16 protein-coding genes are annotated in these 15,845 nt (G+C 42.8%); 5 read left to right on the top strand and 11 right to left on the bottom strand.

Annotated elements, in window-relative coordinates:
- The first annotated feature begins 4 nt into the window (after positions 1 to 4).
- The 3 genes from V7O64_RS08220 to V7O64_RS08210 all read left to right on the top strand — a co-directional run bounded on the left by V7O64_RS08220 (position 5) and on the right by V7O64_RS08210 (position 2,910).
- Complete coding sequence (locus V7O64_RS08220) at positions 5 to 949, top strand: IS5 family transposase (protein WP_407354946.1); 945 nt, start codon at positions 5 to 7, stop codon at positions 947 to 949.
- 234 nt (positions 950 to 1,183) lie between these two features.
- Complete coding sequence (locus tag V7O64_RS08215; protein WP_407354945.1) at positions 1,184 to 2,221, top strand: inorganic phosphate transporter; 1,038 nt, start codon at positions 1,184 to 1,186, stop codon at positions 2,219 to 2,221.
- Positions 2,218 to 2,910 (top strand): TIGR00153 family protein, encoded by a 693-nt coding sequence (locus V7O64_RS08210; protein WP_407354944.1) that lies wholly within the window; start codon positions 2,218 to 2,220, stop codon positions 2,908 to 2,910. Before V7O64_RS08215 ends, V7O64_RS08210 begins: the two co-directional genes overlap by 4 nt.
- Before the next feature lie 12 nt (positions 2,911 to 2,922).
- Here V7O64_RS08210 and V7O64_RS08205 read toward each other — a convergent pair whose 3' ends face one another.
- On the bottom strand, positions 2,923 to 4,371 hold the full coding sequence (locus V7O64_RS08205; RefSeq protein WP_407354943.1) for a phytoene desaturase family protein: 1,449 nt from the start codon (positions 4,369 to 4,371) through the stop codon (positions 2,923 to 2,925).
- A 32-nt stretch (positions 4,372 to 4,403) separates the two neighbouring features.
- Positions 4,404 to 5,117 (bottom strand): phosphoribosylaminoimidazolesuccinocarboxamide synthase, encoded by a 714-nt coding sequence (purC, locus tag V7O64_RS08200; RefSeq protein ID WP_407354942.1) that lies wholly within the window; start codon positions 5,115 to 5,117, stop codon positions 4,404 to 4,406.
- 144 nt (positions 5,118 to 5,261) lie between these two features.
- On the opposite strand from purC, the gene nikR reads away from it, so the two are divergent.
- Positions 5,262 to 5,684: a nickel-responsive transcriptional regulator NikR gene (gene nikR / locus V7O64_RS08195; RefSeq protein WP_407354941.1), complete on the top strand. Its 423-nt coding sequence runs from the start codon at positions 5,262 to 5,264 to the stop codon at positions 5,682 to 5,684.
- A gap of 159 nt (positions 5,685 to 5,843) precedes the next feature.
- On the top strand, positions 5,844 to 7,277 hold the full coding sequence (tnpC, locus tag V7O64_RS08190; RefSeq protein ID WP_407357278.1) for an IS66 family transposase: 1,434 nt from the start codon (positions 5,844 to 5,846) through the stop codon (positions 7,275 to 7,277).
- A 46-nt stretch (positions 7,278 to 7,323) separates the two neighbouring features.
- Here tnpC and V7O64_RS08185 read toward each other — a convergent pair whose 3' ends face one another.
- From V7O64_RS08185 to V7O64_RS08145, 9 genes are all read right to left on the bottom strand, one after another.
- The gene (locus V7O64_RS08185; protein ID WP_407354940.1) at positions 7,324 to 7,683 is read right to left on the bottom strand and encodes an ArsR/SmtB family transcription factor; all 360 of its coding nucleotides are present in this window, start codon (positions 7,681 to 7,683) and stop codon (positions 7,324 to 7,326) included.
- Positions 7,684 to 7,749: 66 nt separating this feature from the next.
- A complete protein-coding gene (locus V7O64_RS08180; RefSeq protein ID WP_407354939.1) occupies positions 7,750 to 8,157 on the bottom strand; it encodes a bacteriohemerythrin in 408 nt (135 codons plus the stop codon).
- 74 nt (positions 8,158 to 8,231) lie between these two features.
- Positions 8,232 to 10,931, bottom strand: a complete 2,700-nt coding sequence (locus V7O64_RS08175; RefSeq protein ID WP_407354938.1) for a cation-translocating P-type ATPase — start codon at positions 10,929 to 10,931, stop codon at positions 8,232 to 8,234.
- Positions 10,932 to 10,955: 24 nt separating this feature from the next.
- Entirely contained in the window at positions 10,956 to 11,927 is a 972-nt protein-coding gene (locus V7O64_RS08170) for a PfkB family carbohydrate kinase (protein WP_407354937.1), read from the bottom strand.
- Positions 11,924 to 12,268, bottom strand: coding sequence for a PAS domain-containing protein (locus tag V7O64_RS08165; RefSeq protein WP_407354936.1), 345 nt, complete (start codon positions 12,266 to 12,268; stop codon positions 11,924 to 11,926). Before V7O64_RS08165 ends, V7O64_RS08170 begins: the two co-directional genes overlap by 4 nt.
- A 240-nt stretch (positions 12,269 to 12,508) precedes the next feature.
- A complete protein-coding gene (locus tag V7O64_RS08160) occupies positions 12,509 to 13,678 on the bottom strand; it encodes a cation:proton antiporter (RefSeq protein ID WP_407354935.1) in 1,170 nt (389 codons plus the stop codon).
- A gap of 3 nt (positions 13,679 to 13,681) precedes the next feature.
- Positions 13,682 to 14,200: an HPP family protein gene (locus V7O64_RS08155; RefSeq protein WP_407354934.1), complete on the bottom strand. Its 519-nt coding sequence runs from the start codon at positions 14,198 to 14,200 to the stop codon at positions 13,682 to 13,684.
- Positions 14,201 to 14,302: 102 nt separating this feature from the next.
- Entirely contained in the window at positions 14,303 to 14,578 is a 276-nt protein-coding gene (locus V7O64_RS08150) for a ferredoxin-thioredoxin reductase catalytic domain-containing protein (RefSeq protein WP_407354933.1), read from the bottom strand.
- 45 nt (positions 14,579 to 14,623) lie between these two features.
- Positions 14,624 to 15,835, bottom strand: a complete 1,212-nt coding sequence (locus V7O64_RS08145; protein WP_407354932.1) for an FprA family A-type flavoprotein — start codon at positions 15,833 to 15,835, stop codon at positions 14,624 to 14,626.
- Between the last annotated feature and the right edge of the window lie 10 nt (positions 15,836 to 15,845).

Below are 15,845 nucleotides of genomic sequence, written 5' to 3'. Positions count from 1 at the left end.
TATCATGGATGATTTAACTGATTTTGCCCTTAATGAAGAATACAAACGCCTTCAATCTGTTGGAGACAAGCTTGCAGAAATAGAATCACTTATTGATTGGAAACCATTTCGTCCAATCCTGGAATCAATGTACAAGAACAGAACAGGTTCAGGCGGTAGGCCTGAAGCTGATGTTGTTGTGATGTTTAAAATGCTTGTTCTACAACAGTGGCATGGTCTTTCTGATGCTGAACTTGAAAGACAGTGTATTGACAGGATATCCTTTAGGAAGTTCCTTGGGTTTCCAGAATATGTCCCAGACAGTACAACTGTCTGGTCATTTAGAAAGAGAATTAGCGATAATGGAAAAGAGAATGAAATATGGAATGAGATGCAGAGGCAGCTTAATGCCCTTGGATTGAAGATCAAACAGGGGATGATCCAGGATGCCACATTCATCCACTCCAACCCTGGACATGCTAAGGCTGATGAACCCCGTGGGAAGGATGCTAAAACAACAAGAAGCAAAGATGGAACATGGGCAAAAAAAGGTGGTAAATCTCATTTCGGTTACAAGCTCCATACAATAATTGATAAGGATTATGAACTGATCAGAAGATTCGAAACAACAACTGCATCGGTACATGATTCACAGGTAGATCTATCAGAAGTAGGTGAAGTAGTCTACCGTGACAAAGGATACTTTGGAGCGGTTGCAAAGGGTTTTGCAGCAACAATGCAAAGAGCGGTAAGAGGACATCCATTGGAAATAGCGGATATTCTCAGAAATGAACGAATAAGTGTGCAGCGAGTTCCATGTGAAAGAGTCTATGCAGTAGCAAAGGAAGTGTTCAAAGCAGGAAAAGTACTTGTCACAACTGTGGAAAGAGTGAATGTGAAGATGTTAATGACAGTTTTTTCCTTTAATCTTCATCAATTGAGGACACTGAAAAGGAAGGGGACAATCTAGGATAGCGTAAGCTATCCTAAAATTAAGGTGAAAAGGAACAAAAACATAAAAATATGGGATCAAAAGGATGAGTTACAACTTGAATTTATCAGATGTTTAAAAAAAAAGAGGGTTAATCTGAATCCTCTATATATTATATATATTGCTATGTATGTCTATTTATTATATATCGCTTACATTTATGTCCGTGTTCTCCATTGCCATACTAAATCTATATAGTGGAGAATAATATCGATGATTCTTTTTGATCCTCTTGTATTGTTACTGGTCATAGCAGGTCTGTACATGGCATGGAATATAGGTGCCAATGACCTTGCCAATGCTATGGGAACGTCAGTGGGCAGTGGTGCTCTGTCTATCAAACAGGTTATTATCATTGCAGCAGTTTTTGAGTTTGCAGGTGCCGTATTTTTTGGAAAAAGGGTTACTTCGACCATTGCAAAGGGTATTGTTCCTGTAGATTCTATAAATCTCTTTGATCCCCACGTTGTGGCTGTAGGGATGCTTGCAGCTATTCTTGCCGCAGGTTTCTGGATAACACTTGCCACATTCTACAATCTTCCTGTATCTACCACACATTCCATAGTTGGTGCGGTTCTTGGCTTTGGGCTGATGGCTGCATACAGGGGAATAATCGGTTTTGGAGATATAGAATGGGGCGTACTTGCTAAGATCGCAGGCAGCTGGATAGTATCCCCACTCCTTGGGGCCTTGATAGCTTATATCATATTCTCCGTCATCCGGTATTTCATACTTCAAAAAGCAGACGATCCTTATAACATCGAGAAGAAATTCGTTATTTTGCAGATAATGACAGCATGTTACATCGCCTTTGCACATGGTTCCAATGATGTGGCAAATGCAGTAGGCCCTCTCTATGCAGGGCTGCATGCCCTTGATATGGCAGGTGTTTCCATCCCTCTCTGGGTGATGGTCATGGGAGGTCTTGGGATGGTCATTGGCCTTGCAACATGGGGATATCGCGTGATAGAGACCATTGGTACACGTATTACCGAGCTGACGCCCACAAGAGGTTTTTCTGCAGAATTTGCCACAGCTACGGTTGTGGTGTTGCATAGTTACAGTTCCCTGCCGATATCAACTACACACACACTTGTGGGTTCGGTAATTGGTGTGGGTCTTGCAGGTGGTCTTGCAGCGGTTGATTTAAGTGTTATCTGGAAGATATTCGTATCATGGATAGTCACTGTGCCAGTGGCTGCCCTTACATCTGCGATCATATTTGCAGGACTGCTGGGAGTTGGACTATGATAAAAAAAGATTATATCCGTTCCGTATTGAACATATTTGCAAGTTCTCCTTTCAAACCACTTGTAATGCACGCCAACAAAGGTGGGGACTGTGTAAGGAAGCTTAACGAATCCCTCCTTGCATTTTGTAATGGTGACATGGAGAAAGTAGAAGCCTTAAGCCATGAGATCGATGTAATAGAACATGAGGCGGATGTCATAAAACAGACCATCCGTTCAGAACTTTCCTCATCCATCATGCTTCCTGTGCATTCCAATGATCTTCTCAATTTCCTCAAACCACAGGACTCGATCTCTGACGACGCCCAGGAGGTTGCATTCTGGCTGACAGTCAGGCAATTTAAAGCACCTGATGAGATACATGAAGGGTTCAGGGAACTCATGGCAAAGACCCTTGAAACCGTTGAAATGTATGAGATCCTTGTTTCAACGCTCGGAGAATTGCTGGAAACATCTTTCAGTAAAAGGGATGTTGAGGATACCCTTGATCTTGTTGTTAAAGTAGAGGAGATGGAACATCAGGTAGATATCATTGAAAAGGACCTTGTCAGGCAGATATTCATGAATGAGGATAGCATCGGTGCAGTTGGTGTGTATCATCTGGCACGCCTGGTAAGGGGTATAGGTGATATTGCAGACAAGTCTGAGCACGCTGCGGACAGGTTAAGGACAATGATCCTGAGAAGGTAACACCTTCTCATATCATTTATGAAGACATCCGTCTTCGTTCATTTTCTTAAGTAATTCAACGATCGAATACGCAGCACGGGTAATTCCCATACTTCTGCGGTCCGTATCCGTTCCTGCTGCGTAGAGTCCTTTTATGGGTGTTCTCACATCGGCAAAATGGCCATCTATTGTCACAGCAGCTTTTTCAGGAACTGTTATCTGGTTGTGCTTCATCTCTATATGGTCCTCTATGGCGGGAACTGCATGGTATATGGTCTCATATGCTTTCCTGATCTGCTGTTCTTCGTTCCTTTCACCGTCAATTATGAAAGAGAAGCCAACAAGTTGTTTGCCCTTGGGTGCAAGGGATGCATCATAGTTACTGATGGGCATGGCCCAATACGGCGCATCCTTAAACCATATCTCTGAGCCGATATAATTAAACTCGTTCATCACAGAATCAAGCCCTGTCCAGACGGTCAGGCTTCTGGTGTGAACAACACCTTTCAGTTCCTGTATATAGGAATCAGGAAGGCTCTCGATCATAGACGGGAGATCGGTTACAAATCCTGTGTATATGACCTGAGCGGCATTATATAATTCATCGGCCTGCACACCGGTCACCTTTCCTTTGTCAGTGAGTATCTTCTTTACTTCACAGCCTGTCCTGATCTCCACGGTCTTTGGCAGTGAGAACAGGAGTGCATTCAGAAGTCCCTTCAGTCCCTTTCGTGGATATCCCTGGGAGTATGCAACTTTATTCGTTGCAAGCCGTCCAAGGGATGTGAACGGATTGGCTACCTTGTTGAGCCTTGTCTGCAAAGAAGCATGCAGATTAGGGGGCAGTATTGTTCTTGGTAGTGTTTCGACTGCTATTTTTTCGTTTGTCTTCATTATAGTTTCAAGCTGCTCTTGCGGAACACTGTCACGTACAAAGCTGCTTCCGGCAAGAATTCTCTGTGCAGATGTCTGTTTCATATCCTTTCCGGAAAGGAAGTGGCATATAGTATCTATGAAGTCATATGTGTCCCTTGAAAGGTTGCCCGGCATGAAATCGTATACTGACTGTTTTGACAGGTCCATACCAAATGTTGAAAATGTCAAAGCCTTTGTTATGGCCTGAGTTATAACCATTCTGTCTTTGCGGGGAAGGACATCAAATGTCACAAATTCCTTGATATTTGAAGGAACCTTCATAAAGTTGTTCTCGGTCCTCACATAATAATTCCCGTAGTCCTCAAAGACAGGCACATAATCAAAATAATTGTCCATGATCCTTCTAAGGGGCCCCACCTCAAGGTGTGTAATGGCATGGGCGCCTGTATCTACCTGGAAACCATCGACCATATAGCTGTTACAGTTGCCACCTACAAATTTGCTTTTTTCAAGTACCAGTACTTTATTGCCATGCTTTGAAAGTGCGAGTGCGGATAGAAGTCCGCTGATACCTGCACCCACAACGATCACATCATAATCGTTCATTATATCCCCTCGTAACGATCAAATGTGTGCTTTTATTCAAAGATCTCTGGCACAATACGCCTTGCAACTTCTTCATATGCCCTGGAAAGGTCTCCTTTGTCAAAGCGGAATATATCCTTATCCATTGACTGTCCGGTGCTCTTGTCCCAGAGGCGGCATGTGTCACAGGAGATCTCGTCTGCCACAACTATCCTGTCGTCCACTCTTCCGAACTCAAGTTTGAAGTCAGGAAGCAGGAATCCTTTTTCATCAAGGTATTTCACAAGTATCTCATTGACCTTCAGGGCCATTGCACGTATCTGTGCTGTTTCCTCATAAGTGGCAATTCCCATAGCAACAGCAATGTCCTCATTCATCATGGGGTCGCCATATTCATCGCTCTTGTAATCCAATACAATTACCGGGATCTTGAAAACAGTTCCCTCTTCAATGGGATATTTGCGTGTTATGGAACCTGCAGCTATATTGCGTGGAATGACCTCTATTGGTATTATATCCACTGCGCGGACAAGCATCTCATTTTCAGATAGCATTCCCAGGTAATGTGTGGGGATGCCTTCCTCTTCAAGCATCTCAAAGAGCTTTTTTGATATCTGGGCGTTAAAATATCCCTTGTTCGCAGCTTCGCTCTTCTTCTTGCCATCAAAAGCCGTAAGGCTGTCTCTGAACTCGGAAATAAGTTTCTCCGGATCATCGGTTTTGTAGATGGTCTTTGCTTTTCCTGAGTACAACATTTCTTTTTTCATTTGCATCCTCCTTTTCGACGGGAACAATTGCTACCCTTTATATAAGATGTTCTATAATTATTTATGTCTTAATTTATGTATCATTGAAGTATCATTAATGCATACTAAATGTTATTATACTAATTATTGATATAGGTGAATCACATGGAACAGGAACTTATGCGTATAGGGGTGTCTCTTCCCGAAAATCTTCTGACGAAATTTGACACGATCATCGAGCAGAGGGGCTACTCTTCCCGTTCAGAGGGAATAAGGGATGCCATCAGGAACTACATTACCCACTATGAATGGATGAGTGATGTAAAAGGCAGACGAGTAGGTACGATCACATTGATATATGACCATACCAAACGCGGCCTTTCAAGTGCCCTTACCGAGATACAGCATGATTACTCTCACATTATTAAGTCTTCCGTTCATATCCATCTTGACCATGATAACTGTCTGGAAGTGATCATACTCGATGGGGAGGGTGAAGAGGTAAAAGCAGTGGCTGAAAGGACAATGGCACTTAAAGGTGTCAATTACGTTAAACTTAATACGGCTCTTCCGGCAGAGAAGCTATGATCTGCTTTTAGCTTAAAACCGATATTATGTTATATTTTTTTGTAACTATTCAGCCTGATTTTCCTCATTGATGCAAAAATCGATATACTATGAACACATTCTACATATTATTAAAATATTTAAGTGTCGTCAATAAAAAACGTCTATCAATCTGAGGGGATTTGTATAGAACGAGAAGAAATACTTGCAGTTTATGAAACTGGTCCTGAAGCAGTAGTAGAACTTGTAACTCAGCTATTTGGGATAATAGAAAAACTTGAAGAACGTGTCAAGCATCTGGAAGAGATGCTTGAAAAGAATAGTAGCAACAGTAGCAAACCACCTTCTACTGATTATTATGCACGGAATAAACCAAAGGTCAAAAGTCAGAGAAAAAAGAGTGGTAAATCCCCAGGTGGTCAAAATGGTCATCCGGGTACTACCTTAAGAATGACTGATGAACCGGACGAAGTTGTTGTTCATCATGTTGACAAATGTACTAATTGTGGAAGCTCGTTAGCTTCCATTCCTTCTGGTTATGAACGAAGACAGGTCTTTGACATTCCACCAATAGTAATTAAGTGTACAGAGCATCGTTCTGAGATAAAAACATGTCCTAAATGTTCCCGTGTAAACAAAGCTGTTTTTCCTGAGGGTGTGACTCAGCCAACTCAATATGGTATTCGGGTCAAGTCTGCTGCAGTTTATTTGCACATTAACCAATTACTTCCTTATAAGCGTGTAGCCGGTTTGTTCTCTGACATGTTAGGATGCAGGATAAGTCCTGGTACAATAGTGAACATAGTGAGCAGTTGCTTTGGCAAACTTGAATCATTTGAAAACGAAGTCAAACACCTTCTGAAACAATCTCCTGTTATCAATCTGGATGAAACTGGAATGAGGGTAAATGCAACTCGTAACTGGCTTCATGTAGCAGGGACAAGCAAACTGACATATTATTTTCCACATAAAAAGAGAGGTTCAGAAGCAATGGAAGCCATGGGCATTCTACCAGGTTACACTGGTGTTGCAACTCATGATTTCTGGAAACCTTACAACAAATACGATTGCCAGCATTCGTTGTGTAATGCACATCTGTTAAGGGAGCTAACCGGAGCTCATGAAAATAGTGAACAACAGTGGCCAAAGATAATGGCAGATCTGTTGATGTGCATCAAACATCATGATGATAATGGTCTTTTAAATCCGGATTTAATTCAAAGGTTCAGTGAGGATTATGATCACATCACTTGTTTTGGGATGAGTGAAAATCCTCCTGACCTTGAATCAAATGTGCTGTCTGGAAAACGGGGACGTAAGAAGCAAACCACGGCAAAGAATTTGCTGGATCGATTTATCGGGTTCAAGGAAGATATCTTGCGGTTTATGTACGACCCAGACGTTCCGTTTGATAATAATCAGGCGGAAAGAGATATCAGAATGACGAAAGTACAGCAGAAGATATCCGGTACTTTCCGTAGTGAACAGGGTGCGAGAAATTTCTGCCGGATAAGAGGATACGTTTCTACTGTTAGCAAGAATTCTCTATCTGTTATCGACTCAATTAATGCAATATTCTACAGGAATTCACTTTCTCCAATATTGCAGAATTGATAGTGGATTAAGAAATCTGGTAGTAGAAATGAGCTAGGCTGAATAGTTACATTTTTTTTTGAAATGAGGACTCGATCGTCCTCAGCATTTTCTCCCCCGGTCCTGTGAGATAGTATATCTGGAAATTCCTGTCCCTTCTTGAATCCACCAGCTCGGCATCCTTTAGCAGCTTAAGATGATAGGATAGTGCCGAATGTTTGTAGTCTGTTATTTCCACCAGTACACATACACATAGCTCACTGACCCGCAGGGCCTTGAGTATATGTATCCTTACAGGATCGGAAAGCACTTTAAAAAGGGAAACCAGGTTGTCCACATTTTCCTTCATAGCCTCATGGACCTTTATGGATGTTGCATCGGGAAGTATGTACGGTTCCTGGTCTGAGTCTGTCTCCCGCATTGTCATCTGCTGGATAATTATTTTTAAATGATTAATAGGTTTTGCAACGGAACGTTCAATAGCTGAATTTCTCTAGTTAAGTCCATTCTCAATGAACAGTGGTGCATACTTTCTGTCAGTAGACTGTATGTGTCCTACAAGCCAGTTCTTGAGGAAATTAAGGATGTCATAACTGATTCCCGCTTTTCCTTTTTCATAATCTTCCTTGAATTTGAGGACATTCTCAATGAATTTCTCGTGCTCAAGTTTGTGCTCCGAATAATCCGGGTATGCGTAACGTTTCATATACTTCTCTTCAGTTGAGAAATGATACTTTGTGTACTCGGCCATCTTATTGATTATTTCAAGGGATGCTTCCTTGCTCTTTGCCTGTTTCATGGCATCATGCAGGTCGTTTATCATTCCCACCAGGACTTTATGCTGATCATCTATCTCTTTTATCTGTACACTGTATTTATCGGACCACGTAATAAGGGCCATTGCGAATCACCATAATTAATAAGGGAGTTAAAATATAAATACATTATTATATTATATATAAGATTTACGTGCCTTTATGGACCATATTCAGATTGAATGTTCTTCCTGCTTCTGGTAACATGTTTTAATCCCTCTGCCATGAGGAATGTGCTAAAAGCAACAGCCATTGGCATTATCCATTGCCCGGTAGATAGTGGCAGTAATCCGAATGCTTCATTCAGGTAAGGGATATACATAACTGACATTGTAGCAAAAAAGGTAGCTAAAACGCCCACTATCATCAGTTTATTACTGAAGATGCCTATACTGAAAACAGAGCGTTCAAGTGATCTGAAAGCAAATGGAATGAAAAGTATCATGCTTACCACGGTTGCAAACACAAGTGTACGTGCCATGATCACATCTTCTGAGGGTTTGTTCAGGGCAAAGACCAGAAAAGCTGCCATTCCCATGATGAAAGCCAGGCTGATGACCATCATCAGGTTCCTTTTTTTAAGGAAATTGTCTTCAGGGTTCCTGGGTGGTTTTTTCATGATGCCATCAGCTGCAGGGTCAAGCCCGAGTGATATAGCAGGCATTATCTCGTTGAACATATTTATAAAAAGTATCTGAAGTGCCAGTAGTGGTATAAGGTCGAATCCAAGCAGACCGATACCTGCCATAATGAGAATTATAAGCGTGAGGTTCCTTGATATAAGGTATGTTATGAACTTCTCTATATTGTCATAGATGGCTCGTCCACCTTTCACAGCCTCAACAATGGTGGCAAAATTATCGTCCTGCAGTATCATCACACTGGATTCTTTTGCAACATCAGTGCCTTTTACTCCCATGGCAATTCCAATATTGGCCTTTTTAAGTGCCGGTGCATCATTGACCCCGTCACCTGTCATAGCTACTATATGTCCCCTTTTTTGCAGGGCTTGCACTATCCTTAGCTTTTGTTCGGGCATGGTCCTGGCATACACATGAATATTTTCAACAATAGTTGTGAACTCTTCTTCATTCAGTTCATTAAGCTCATCACCCGTGATTGCGCAGTCTTCTGCTATGCGCCTCAGTTTCTCATCCTCATAGACTCCACATCCATGGCTGTCATCAAAGAGCCCTATATTTCTGCCAATTGCTTTTGCTGTCTCCTGGTTGTCCCCGGTGATCATTATGACCTGGATGCCGGCGTTTCTGCATACTTCCACTGCATCTCTTACTTCTTCCCGGGGAGGGTCTATCATAGCCACAAGCCCGAGGAATGTCATGTCTACTTCAAAGTCTTCGCTCTTTTTCCCGTCGCTCTTTTCCTTGCAGGCGACAGCCAGTACACGATATGCAGAACCTGCAAATTCCAGGTTCTTTTCAAGTATCATCTTCCTGTCATGTTCTGTGATAGATCGGGATGTTCCGTTTATCTCTATCTTGCTGCAATCAGGAAGAACAAACTCTGGTGCACCTTTTGTAAATGAGACCATTCCTTCAGGGGTTTTGTGGATGGTTGTCATGATCTTCCTTTCGGATGTGAAAACGATCTCTTCGACTATTTCATATCGTTTCTCCAGGTCGTCTTTCCACAGATTTGCTTTTGCTGCAGCAACTGTTAATGCTATCTCTGTGGGGTCTCCAACAACCTCCCATTTTTCCTGTCTTTTCTCAATTGTGGAATTATTGCACAAAGCAACTCCTTTCAGTAATTTAGTGGTTGTAGCCTGTCCGGCCACATCAATAACATCATCATTTTTCAGGAAATCTCCTTTTGGTTCGTAGCCTGTTCCTGTCAGTTCAAGGATATTATCACTGACAAATATCCTTTCCACGGTCATCTCGTTCCTGGTGAGGGTACCGGTCTTGTCAGTGCATATCACTGTTGTCGAACCCAGTGTCTCAACAGCAAGCATCTTTCTTATAATGGCATTGTGACCTGCCATTTTCTTCATGCCGTAGGCCAGGGTTATCGTGAGTGTAAGTGGCAGGCCCTCCGGTACTGCCGCCACGGCCAGGGCAAGCGATATCAATAACATATCGGAAAATGGTGCCCCTATTGACAGGCCAATTACAAAGGTAAGAGCGGAGGCCAGTATTGCAAGTATTGCAAGTGTGAGGGATAGTTTTGCGATCTTATTCTGCAGAGGGGTATTTTCTTCTTTTGTCTGTATGAGAGCGGCTATCTGTCCTATCCTGGTATCCATTCCGGTCTCTGTTACAAGGGCTTTGCACTTACCATGAACTAGCTGGGTCCCTGCATAGATATTTTCGTTCCCGTTCTTTTCCACCGGAACACTTTCCCCGGTCAGGGCGGATTCATCAATTCTCAGCGCAACGACATCAAAGAGGATCCCGTCTGCAGGGACCTTGTCTCCGGTTTCAAGAACTAGCACATCTCCGGGCACTATCTTACTTGTGAGCACCTTTCGTAGTTTTCCATCCCTTATGACAGTGGTTTCGGGCCGGACAATGTTCTTGAGTGCTTGCATTGCTTTTTCAGCCCTGTATTCCTGAATGAACCCAAGTACAATAACGACACCGATCGTAAAAACGATGACCCAGAAATCAATAACCTCGCCTATTGTCAGGGATATGGCAGCAGCAGCAATCAATACCCATACTATAAGGTTAGTGAACTGTGCGGCAAAGACCTTCAAAGCCGTGATCTTCTCCTTCTGTTCCAGCTCATTCTTTCCGTACTTGTGCAATCTTTCAAGAGCATCCTCTTCGGATATGCCTGTTTGTGAACTTTCAAGCTCCATGAAACGATCTTTGATAATCGGCTTTGCGCTGTTCAATATAATTATCTCCCTGCCGGTTTTTTATGTGGTGTGATAATTGCGGTCAAATCTTTGTTTTTTTAAATTCCTGGCAAAGTCCCAGGAAATGTAATTCTCATTCCTCATACAAACCTCAGATGCGAACCAAACGGCTGTTTCAATGATCCTGTCCCACATACTCTCTGAAACATTCTCTAGCAACCTGATGTTTTCCATGTGAAGCATATAGGCTATCCCTGCATTGAAACTGTCTCCTGCACCAATGTTACTAACGGTTCTTATTGAAGGGATAGCATAATATTTTGAAAGGTCCGGCGTTCTCAGGAACACTCCTGCTGAACCAGATGTGTATATGAGATAAGAACAACCATTCTCCCGGATCAGGTCATATGCTTCATCAGGGCCCTTGCATCCATATGCCGACCTCATATCTTCTTCTGAGCATCTTACTATATCAGAGGCTGATATATTTTTGTTTATACTCATTCTTATCATTTCAGCTGACCGTATCCGGGATGTACGGACATTAGGATCATACAGGATAGTGGAACAGGCTTTCCTTGCAGCATCAAGTATCTCCTCAACCTTTCTCCTGGCGCCTTCTTCCAGGGAGATGACAGATCCGAACATTAAAATATCATTTCGTGAAAAGGAGGGGCAATTTACCTGAAGATGCCTTTGTGTCATTTCCTCATAAAATTCATATGAAGCTTCCTTCCTGTCATCCAAAAAAGCAAGTGCCAGAGGAGATTTTCCTTCATACCGGCAGAGATGATCAGTGGAGACGTTGTTATCGGTGAGGAATCCATGGATGTTATCCCCTATTCTGTCGCGGGCAAATTCACTGATAAATGATACAGGTATGCCTGCTCTTCCAAGCGATACCGAGCTGTTGAGCATAGCTCCCCCGGGGCAGGCAAAAACAGGCTCCATATTTTTGAAAATGATGTCATAGAACGTCTCACTTAATGTAAAAACACCGTGTATGGTCACACCAGCCTGCTTTAAGGTCATTGCCTGTCAGTTATATCTTCCAGTATTCCCTGGTAGCAGATTATCTTGCCATTTTCATCTCTCATTATGGCAGTTCTTTCCTCTACTACTTTTATCTGTCCTCTTTTTGTCCTTATCCTGTAGACCTGTTTTATCTCACTTGCCCCTTCAAGTGCGTTTTCCGTAAGTTCCAGATATACACGGTCAGCGTCATCAGGATGGATGATATCCCTGAACCTGACCTTACCTGTCATGAAATCTTCAACCCGGTATCCGAAAGCTTCTATTCCTCTGGATATGAAGTCTACGGGTGCATCCATCTTCTGACCGCGAAGGAATGCTATTATCCCTGTATTATCCACAAGTCCTTCAAGGGCTTTTACATAAAATTCCCGTTTTTCATCAACTGATGATGTCCCTTGTTCATGTTCCCTATCATCCGACCCACCCTTCTGTTCGGGCCTGTCTTCCTTTCTGTTATTGTTATCTATATGTCTAAATCCTCTTTCCTGTCCTATAGGACCCCCTCCTCTTCCAATGATACGTTTATTATAATTATTTCATTCAATAATTTAAGTTATTTTGTCCGGTATCTTTTTCCTTCATGGAATGGCCATTGCTCTCTCTTTGTACTTTATGGACATTTGCAGCAGGATGGGGGAAACTATGATGGATACTACTACCATTAATACGATACTGGCAAATACTTCACTGCTTATTATGCCCAGTTCTTTTCCGATGGCTATGACAACAAGTTCAACTCCTGCCCGTGGCATCATTCCTATTCCAAACATCAGACTATCGGTGGAACTGAAGCCGGTCAGTTTAGTACCTATGAACCCTCCGATAAGTTTTCCGGAAAGTGCAAGCACAATTACAAGGATGGTAAAGATACCAGCTGTGGACAATACTTCCACATCTATGGAAAGTCCGATGAATGCAAAGAAAAGTGGCGTGAAAAACCCATAGGCTACACCGCTTACTTTTTTCTGTACTACTTCTATCTTTGCAAGCGGCAGGTCGGAAAGAAGGACACCTCCGAAAAAGGCACCAATTACAGCATGCATTCCAAACATCTCTGACAGGTATGCAGAGAAAAGTGCTATCAGTATAACAAAAGAGAACAGTGATTCTCTGGTGTGCATCCTTTGTACGTGCTTGAAGATGAATGGAAAGACCTTCCATCCCAGAAAGCCCATGATAAGTGCAAAAGCCAGTATCTGTCCAAGTATCATCAGTACATGTATGCCCGAGGGAAATTGGTTCAGCGTTGCAACAGACACAAGAAGGGTAAGCAGGAAAATCCCTATTACGTCATCGAATATTGCTGAGGTCAGCATCAGCGATCCCGGTCTGCTTGACAGGTAACCGGTGTCTATCAGTGTTTTAACAACAATGCTTATGCTTGTGGGACTGAATGCAACGGCCATGAAAAGGCTTTCTGTGAAACCAAAACCAAAAAATTCCCCCAGAAGAAAACCGAATGCAAACGCCACAATTATCTGTGATAATGTGGGGATGAGTGCACTTTTGGATGCAGCTTTCAGGTCTTTTATGTGGACCTCTCTGTACCCTGCGGTAAAAAGCAGGAATATGGCCCCTAATTCTGCAAAGAAGGTAAATGTCTCTATGTCATCAGGCTTTAAGGCAAGGGCGAAGAGAAAACCTGCCCCCATTTCTCCTATCAGGCCGGGTAATCCGAGCCTTTCGAATATTTCACTGAATATCCTTGCAAAAAACAAAATGGCCATTATCTGGAGAAGGGCTTCCATCGGTCATTTTCCCCTAAGCATGAATATCTTTTTTATAAGGTCCGATTTTGAGACAATACCTTCCAGTTTTTTACCCCTGACCACACAAAGGTGGTCGATGTGGTGTTTGATCATCAGATCGGCAGCTTCACAAAAACTGGCATCATAGGATATTGTCATAGGATGGTGGACCATAAGGGTGGATGCTTTTTCGCTAAGTGCCTTGATGGCCATCAGATGTGTATGGTGGTTTCGGTGACTTCTTTCAAAAAATAGCAATTCCAGTATATTGTCCTGGTCGATGACACCCACCAGTTCATTTTCAGAATTAAGGACCGGATAGATGTGGTAGGGGGTCTCTGCCATGAGCTCTATTATCTTCTCTATAGGATCGGTATCCTTAATGACAACGATTTCTTTTGACATTATCTGGCCGATCTCTATATCGGCACAGATATCAGACAATGTGGCTCCGTCTGGAGGATCATTCTCTCTGTCATTTGGATTTTCCGTCCTTCCCTGTTCTTTCTTTTCAGTTGTCATAGATCTTCATAGCGGTAAAGGTACGGGCATAAAAAAATGATAACAGGGTTTTTCAACGACCCTGCTTTAAATCCAAAAGTAATGTCCTTTAAAATCAGCACTTTATTTGATGTAAAGCCCGCATTTGCAGGCACCGCGCATTTCAACATCCCTTGACCTTGCAGCACACGGGCAGATGATCTTTTTATCCTGTTCCTTGTCCCCGGTTCTTTTCTGGCAGAAGCAATACCATTCACCATACTGCTTCTTGTTGTTACAAATACCCTTTACGGCAGTTGTGATGACATCCCAGTCACTGTTAAGTCTGTATCCTGACTGTTCTGCGTTTTTTCTTGACCGTTCATAGAATTCAGCTTCTAGATCATTTTCAAATCTCATATTAACACACTCGGTATTTTCATTTAACCATTCATTTACATTAATTTAAGATTTTGCATTCCCTTTTGCAATTTCACCAAGCTTGTAACCGATATTCCTGCAAGCTTTTTTATCTTCTTCATAAGGCCTGAACTTCACCTGCATGCTTTCCATGGCCAGTTCGAATTTTCCGCTCTCCATCTCTTTTTCCATTGCCCTGACAGCACCTCCTCCCCACCCGTATGATCCGAACAGGAAGTATTTCTTGCCCTTTGGGCGCAGTCCTTTCATATAGGTCAGGAAACCTGATATGGTAAAGAACATATCGTTGTTCATTGTGGGTGAGCCGATTGCAACAACAGAGGCATCCATCAGTTCTTTCATGGTCATGCTCCAGTCATTCTTGCGCAGATGCCTCAGGCGTACTTCAACACCCGATGTCCTGGCTCCTTCAACTATCTGCATTGCCATTTTCTCTGTGCTGCCCCACATTGTATCATAGATCACAAGCACCTTGGGTACTGTATCTCCCCGTGCCCATCTGGCATACGCTTCAACTATGCGCTGCACATCTTTTCTCCATATCACACCATGTGCAGGTGCTATCATGGCAGGGCTGACATCAAGCTCTTTGAGCTTTCCGACATATTTGAGCACCTGGGATCCGAAAGGGAGCAGGATATTAGCATAGTATATACCGGCATCTTCCATTACATCCTCAACCTCGTCATCAAAGCGTTTTGAGGTTGCGATGTGCTGTCCGAAAGCATCGTTTGAAAAGAGTATCCTGTCTTCTTTCAAATAGGTCTGCATGCTGTCCGGCCAGTGCAGCATTGTGGCCTCTATGAACATCAGTGTTCTTTTCCCAATCTTCAGTTCCGTGCCTGTCTCAACAACCTGAAGGTCCCATTTGTCAAAGCCCTCCTCCTTATAATATTCCAAAAGGCCTGCCTTCCCTTTAGATGATGCAAACAGCTTTGCATTGGGAGCGATATCCATGATGGCGGAGATGGAGCCAGAATGGTCCATTTCCACATGGTTGGATATGACATAATCTATCTTTGCAGGGTCAACTATCTGGCTTATCCTCCGTAGCATCTCTGCTGCAAAGGGTGCTTTTACCGTATCGATGAGGGTGATCTTCTCATCAACTATGAGGTATGCGTTATAACTTCCTCCTTTTGGTGTTTCGTAGCCATGAAAGTCCCTGAGGTTCCAGTCAACCACACCTACCCAGTATATACCGCTGGCTATTTCAGGTGGTTTATGATCATCCATTAGCATCTCT

The sequence above is a fragment of the Methanolobus sp. WCC5 genome, from assembly GCF_045690325.1.
Lineage (GTDB): Archaea > Halobacteriota > Methanosarcinia > Methanosarcinales > Methanosarcinaceae > Methanolobus.
The sequence above is the reverse complement of the archived record's forward strand: the minus strand, read 5'-3'. Positions and strand labels throughout refer to the sequence as shown.

Coding starts and splice junctions, on each gene's coding strand:
- V7O64_RS08220 (WP_407354946.1), top strand. CDS start 5: ATGGATGATTTAACTGATTTTGCCCTTAATGAAGAATACAAACGCCTT.
- V7O64_RS08215 (WP_407354945.1), top strand. CDS start 1,184: ATGATTCTTTTTGATCCTCTTGTATTGTTACTGGTCATAGCAGGTCTG.
- V7O64_RS08210 (WP_407354944.1), top strand. CDS start 2,218: ATGATAAAAAAAGATTATATCCGTTCCGTATTGAACATATTTGCAAGT.
- V7O64_RS08205 (WP_407354943.1), bottom strand. CDS start 4,371: ATGAACGATTATGATGTGATCGTTGTGGGTGCAGGTATCAGCGGACTT.
- purC (WP_407354942.1), bottom strand. CDS start 5,117: ATGAAAAAAGAAATGTTGTACTCAGGAAAAGCAAAGACCATCTACAAA.
- nikR (WP_407354941.1), top strand. CDS start 5,262: ATGGAACAGGAACTTATGCGTATAGGGGTGTCTCTTCCCGAAAATCTT.
- V7O64_RS08185 (WP_407354940.1), bottom strand. CDS start 7,683: ATGACAATGCGGGAGACAGACTCAGACCAGGAACCGTACATACTTCCC.
- V7O64_RS08180 (WP_407354939.1), bottom strand. CDS start 8,157: ATGGCCCTTATTACGTGGTCCGATAAATACAGTGTACAGATAAAAGAG.
- V7O64_RS08170 (WP_407354937.1), bottom strand. CDS start 11,927: ATGACCTTAAAGCAGGCTGGTGTGACCATACACGGTGTTTTTACATTA.
- V7O64_RS08160 (WP_407354935.1), bottom strand. CDS start 13,678: ATGGAAGCCCTTCTCCAGATAATGGCCATTTTGTTTTTTGCAAGGATA.
- V7O64_RS08155 (WP_407354934.1), bottom strand. CDS start 14,200: ATGACAACTGAAAAGAAAGAACAGGGAAGGACGGAAAATCCAAATGAC.
- V7O64_RS08150 (WP_407354933.1), bottom strand. CDS start 14,578: ATGAGATTTGAAAATGATCTAGAAGCTGAATTCTATGAACGGTCAAGA.
- V7O64_RS08145 (WP_407354932.1), bottom strand. CDS start 15,835: ATGGATGATCATAAACCACCTGAAATAGCCAGCGGTATATACTGGGTA.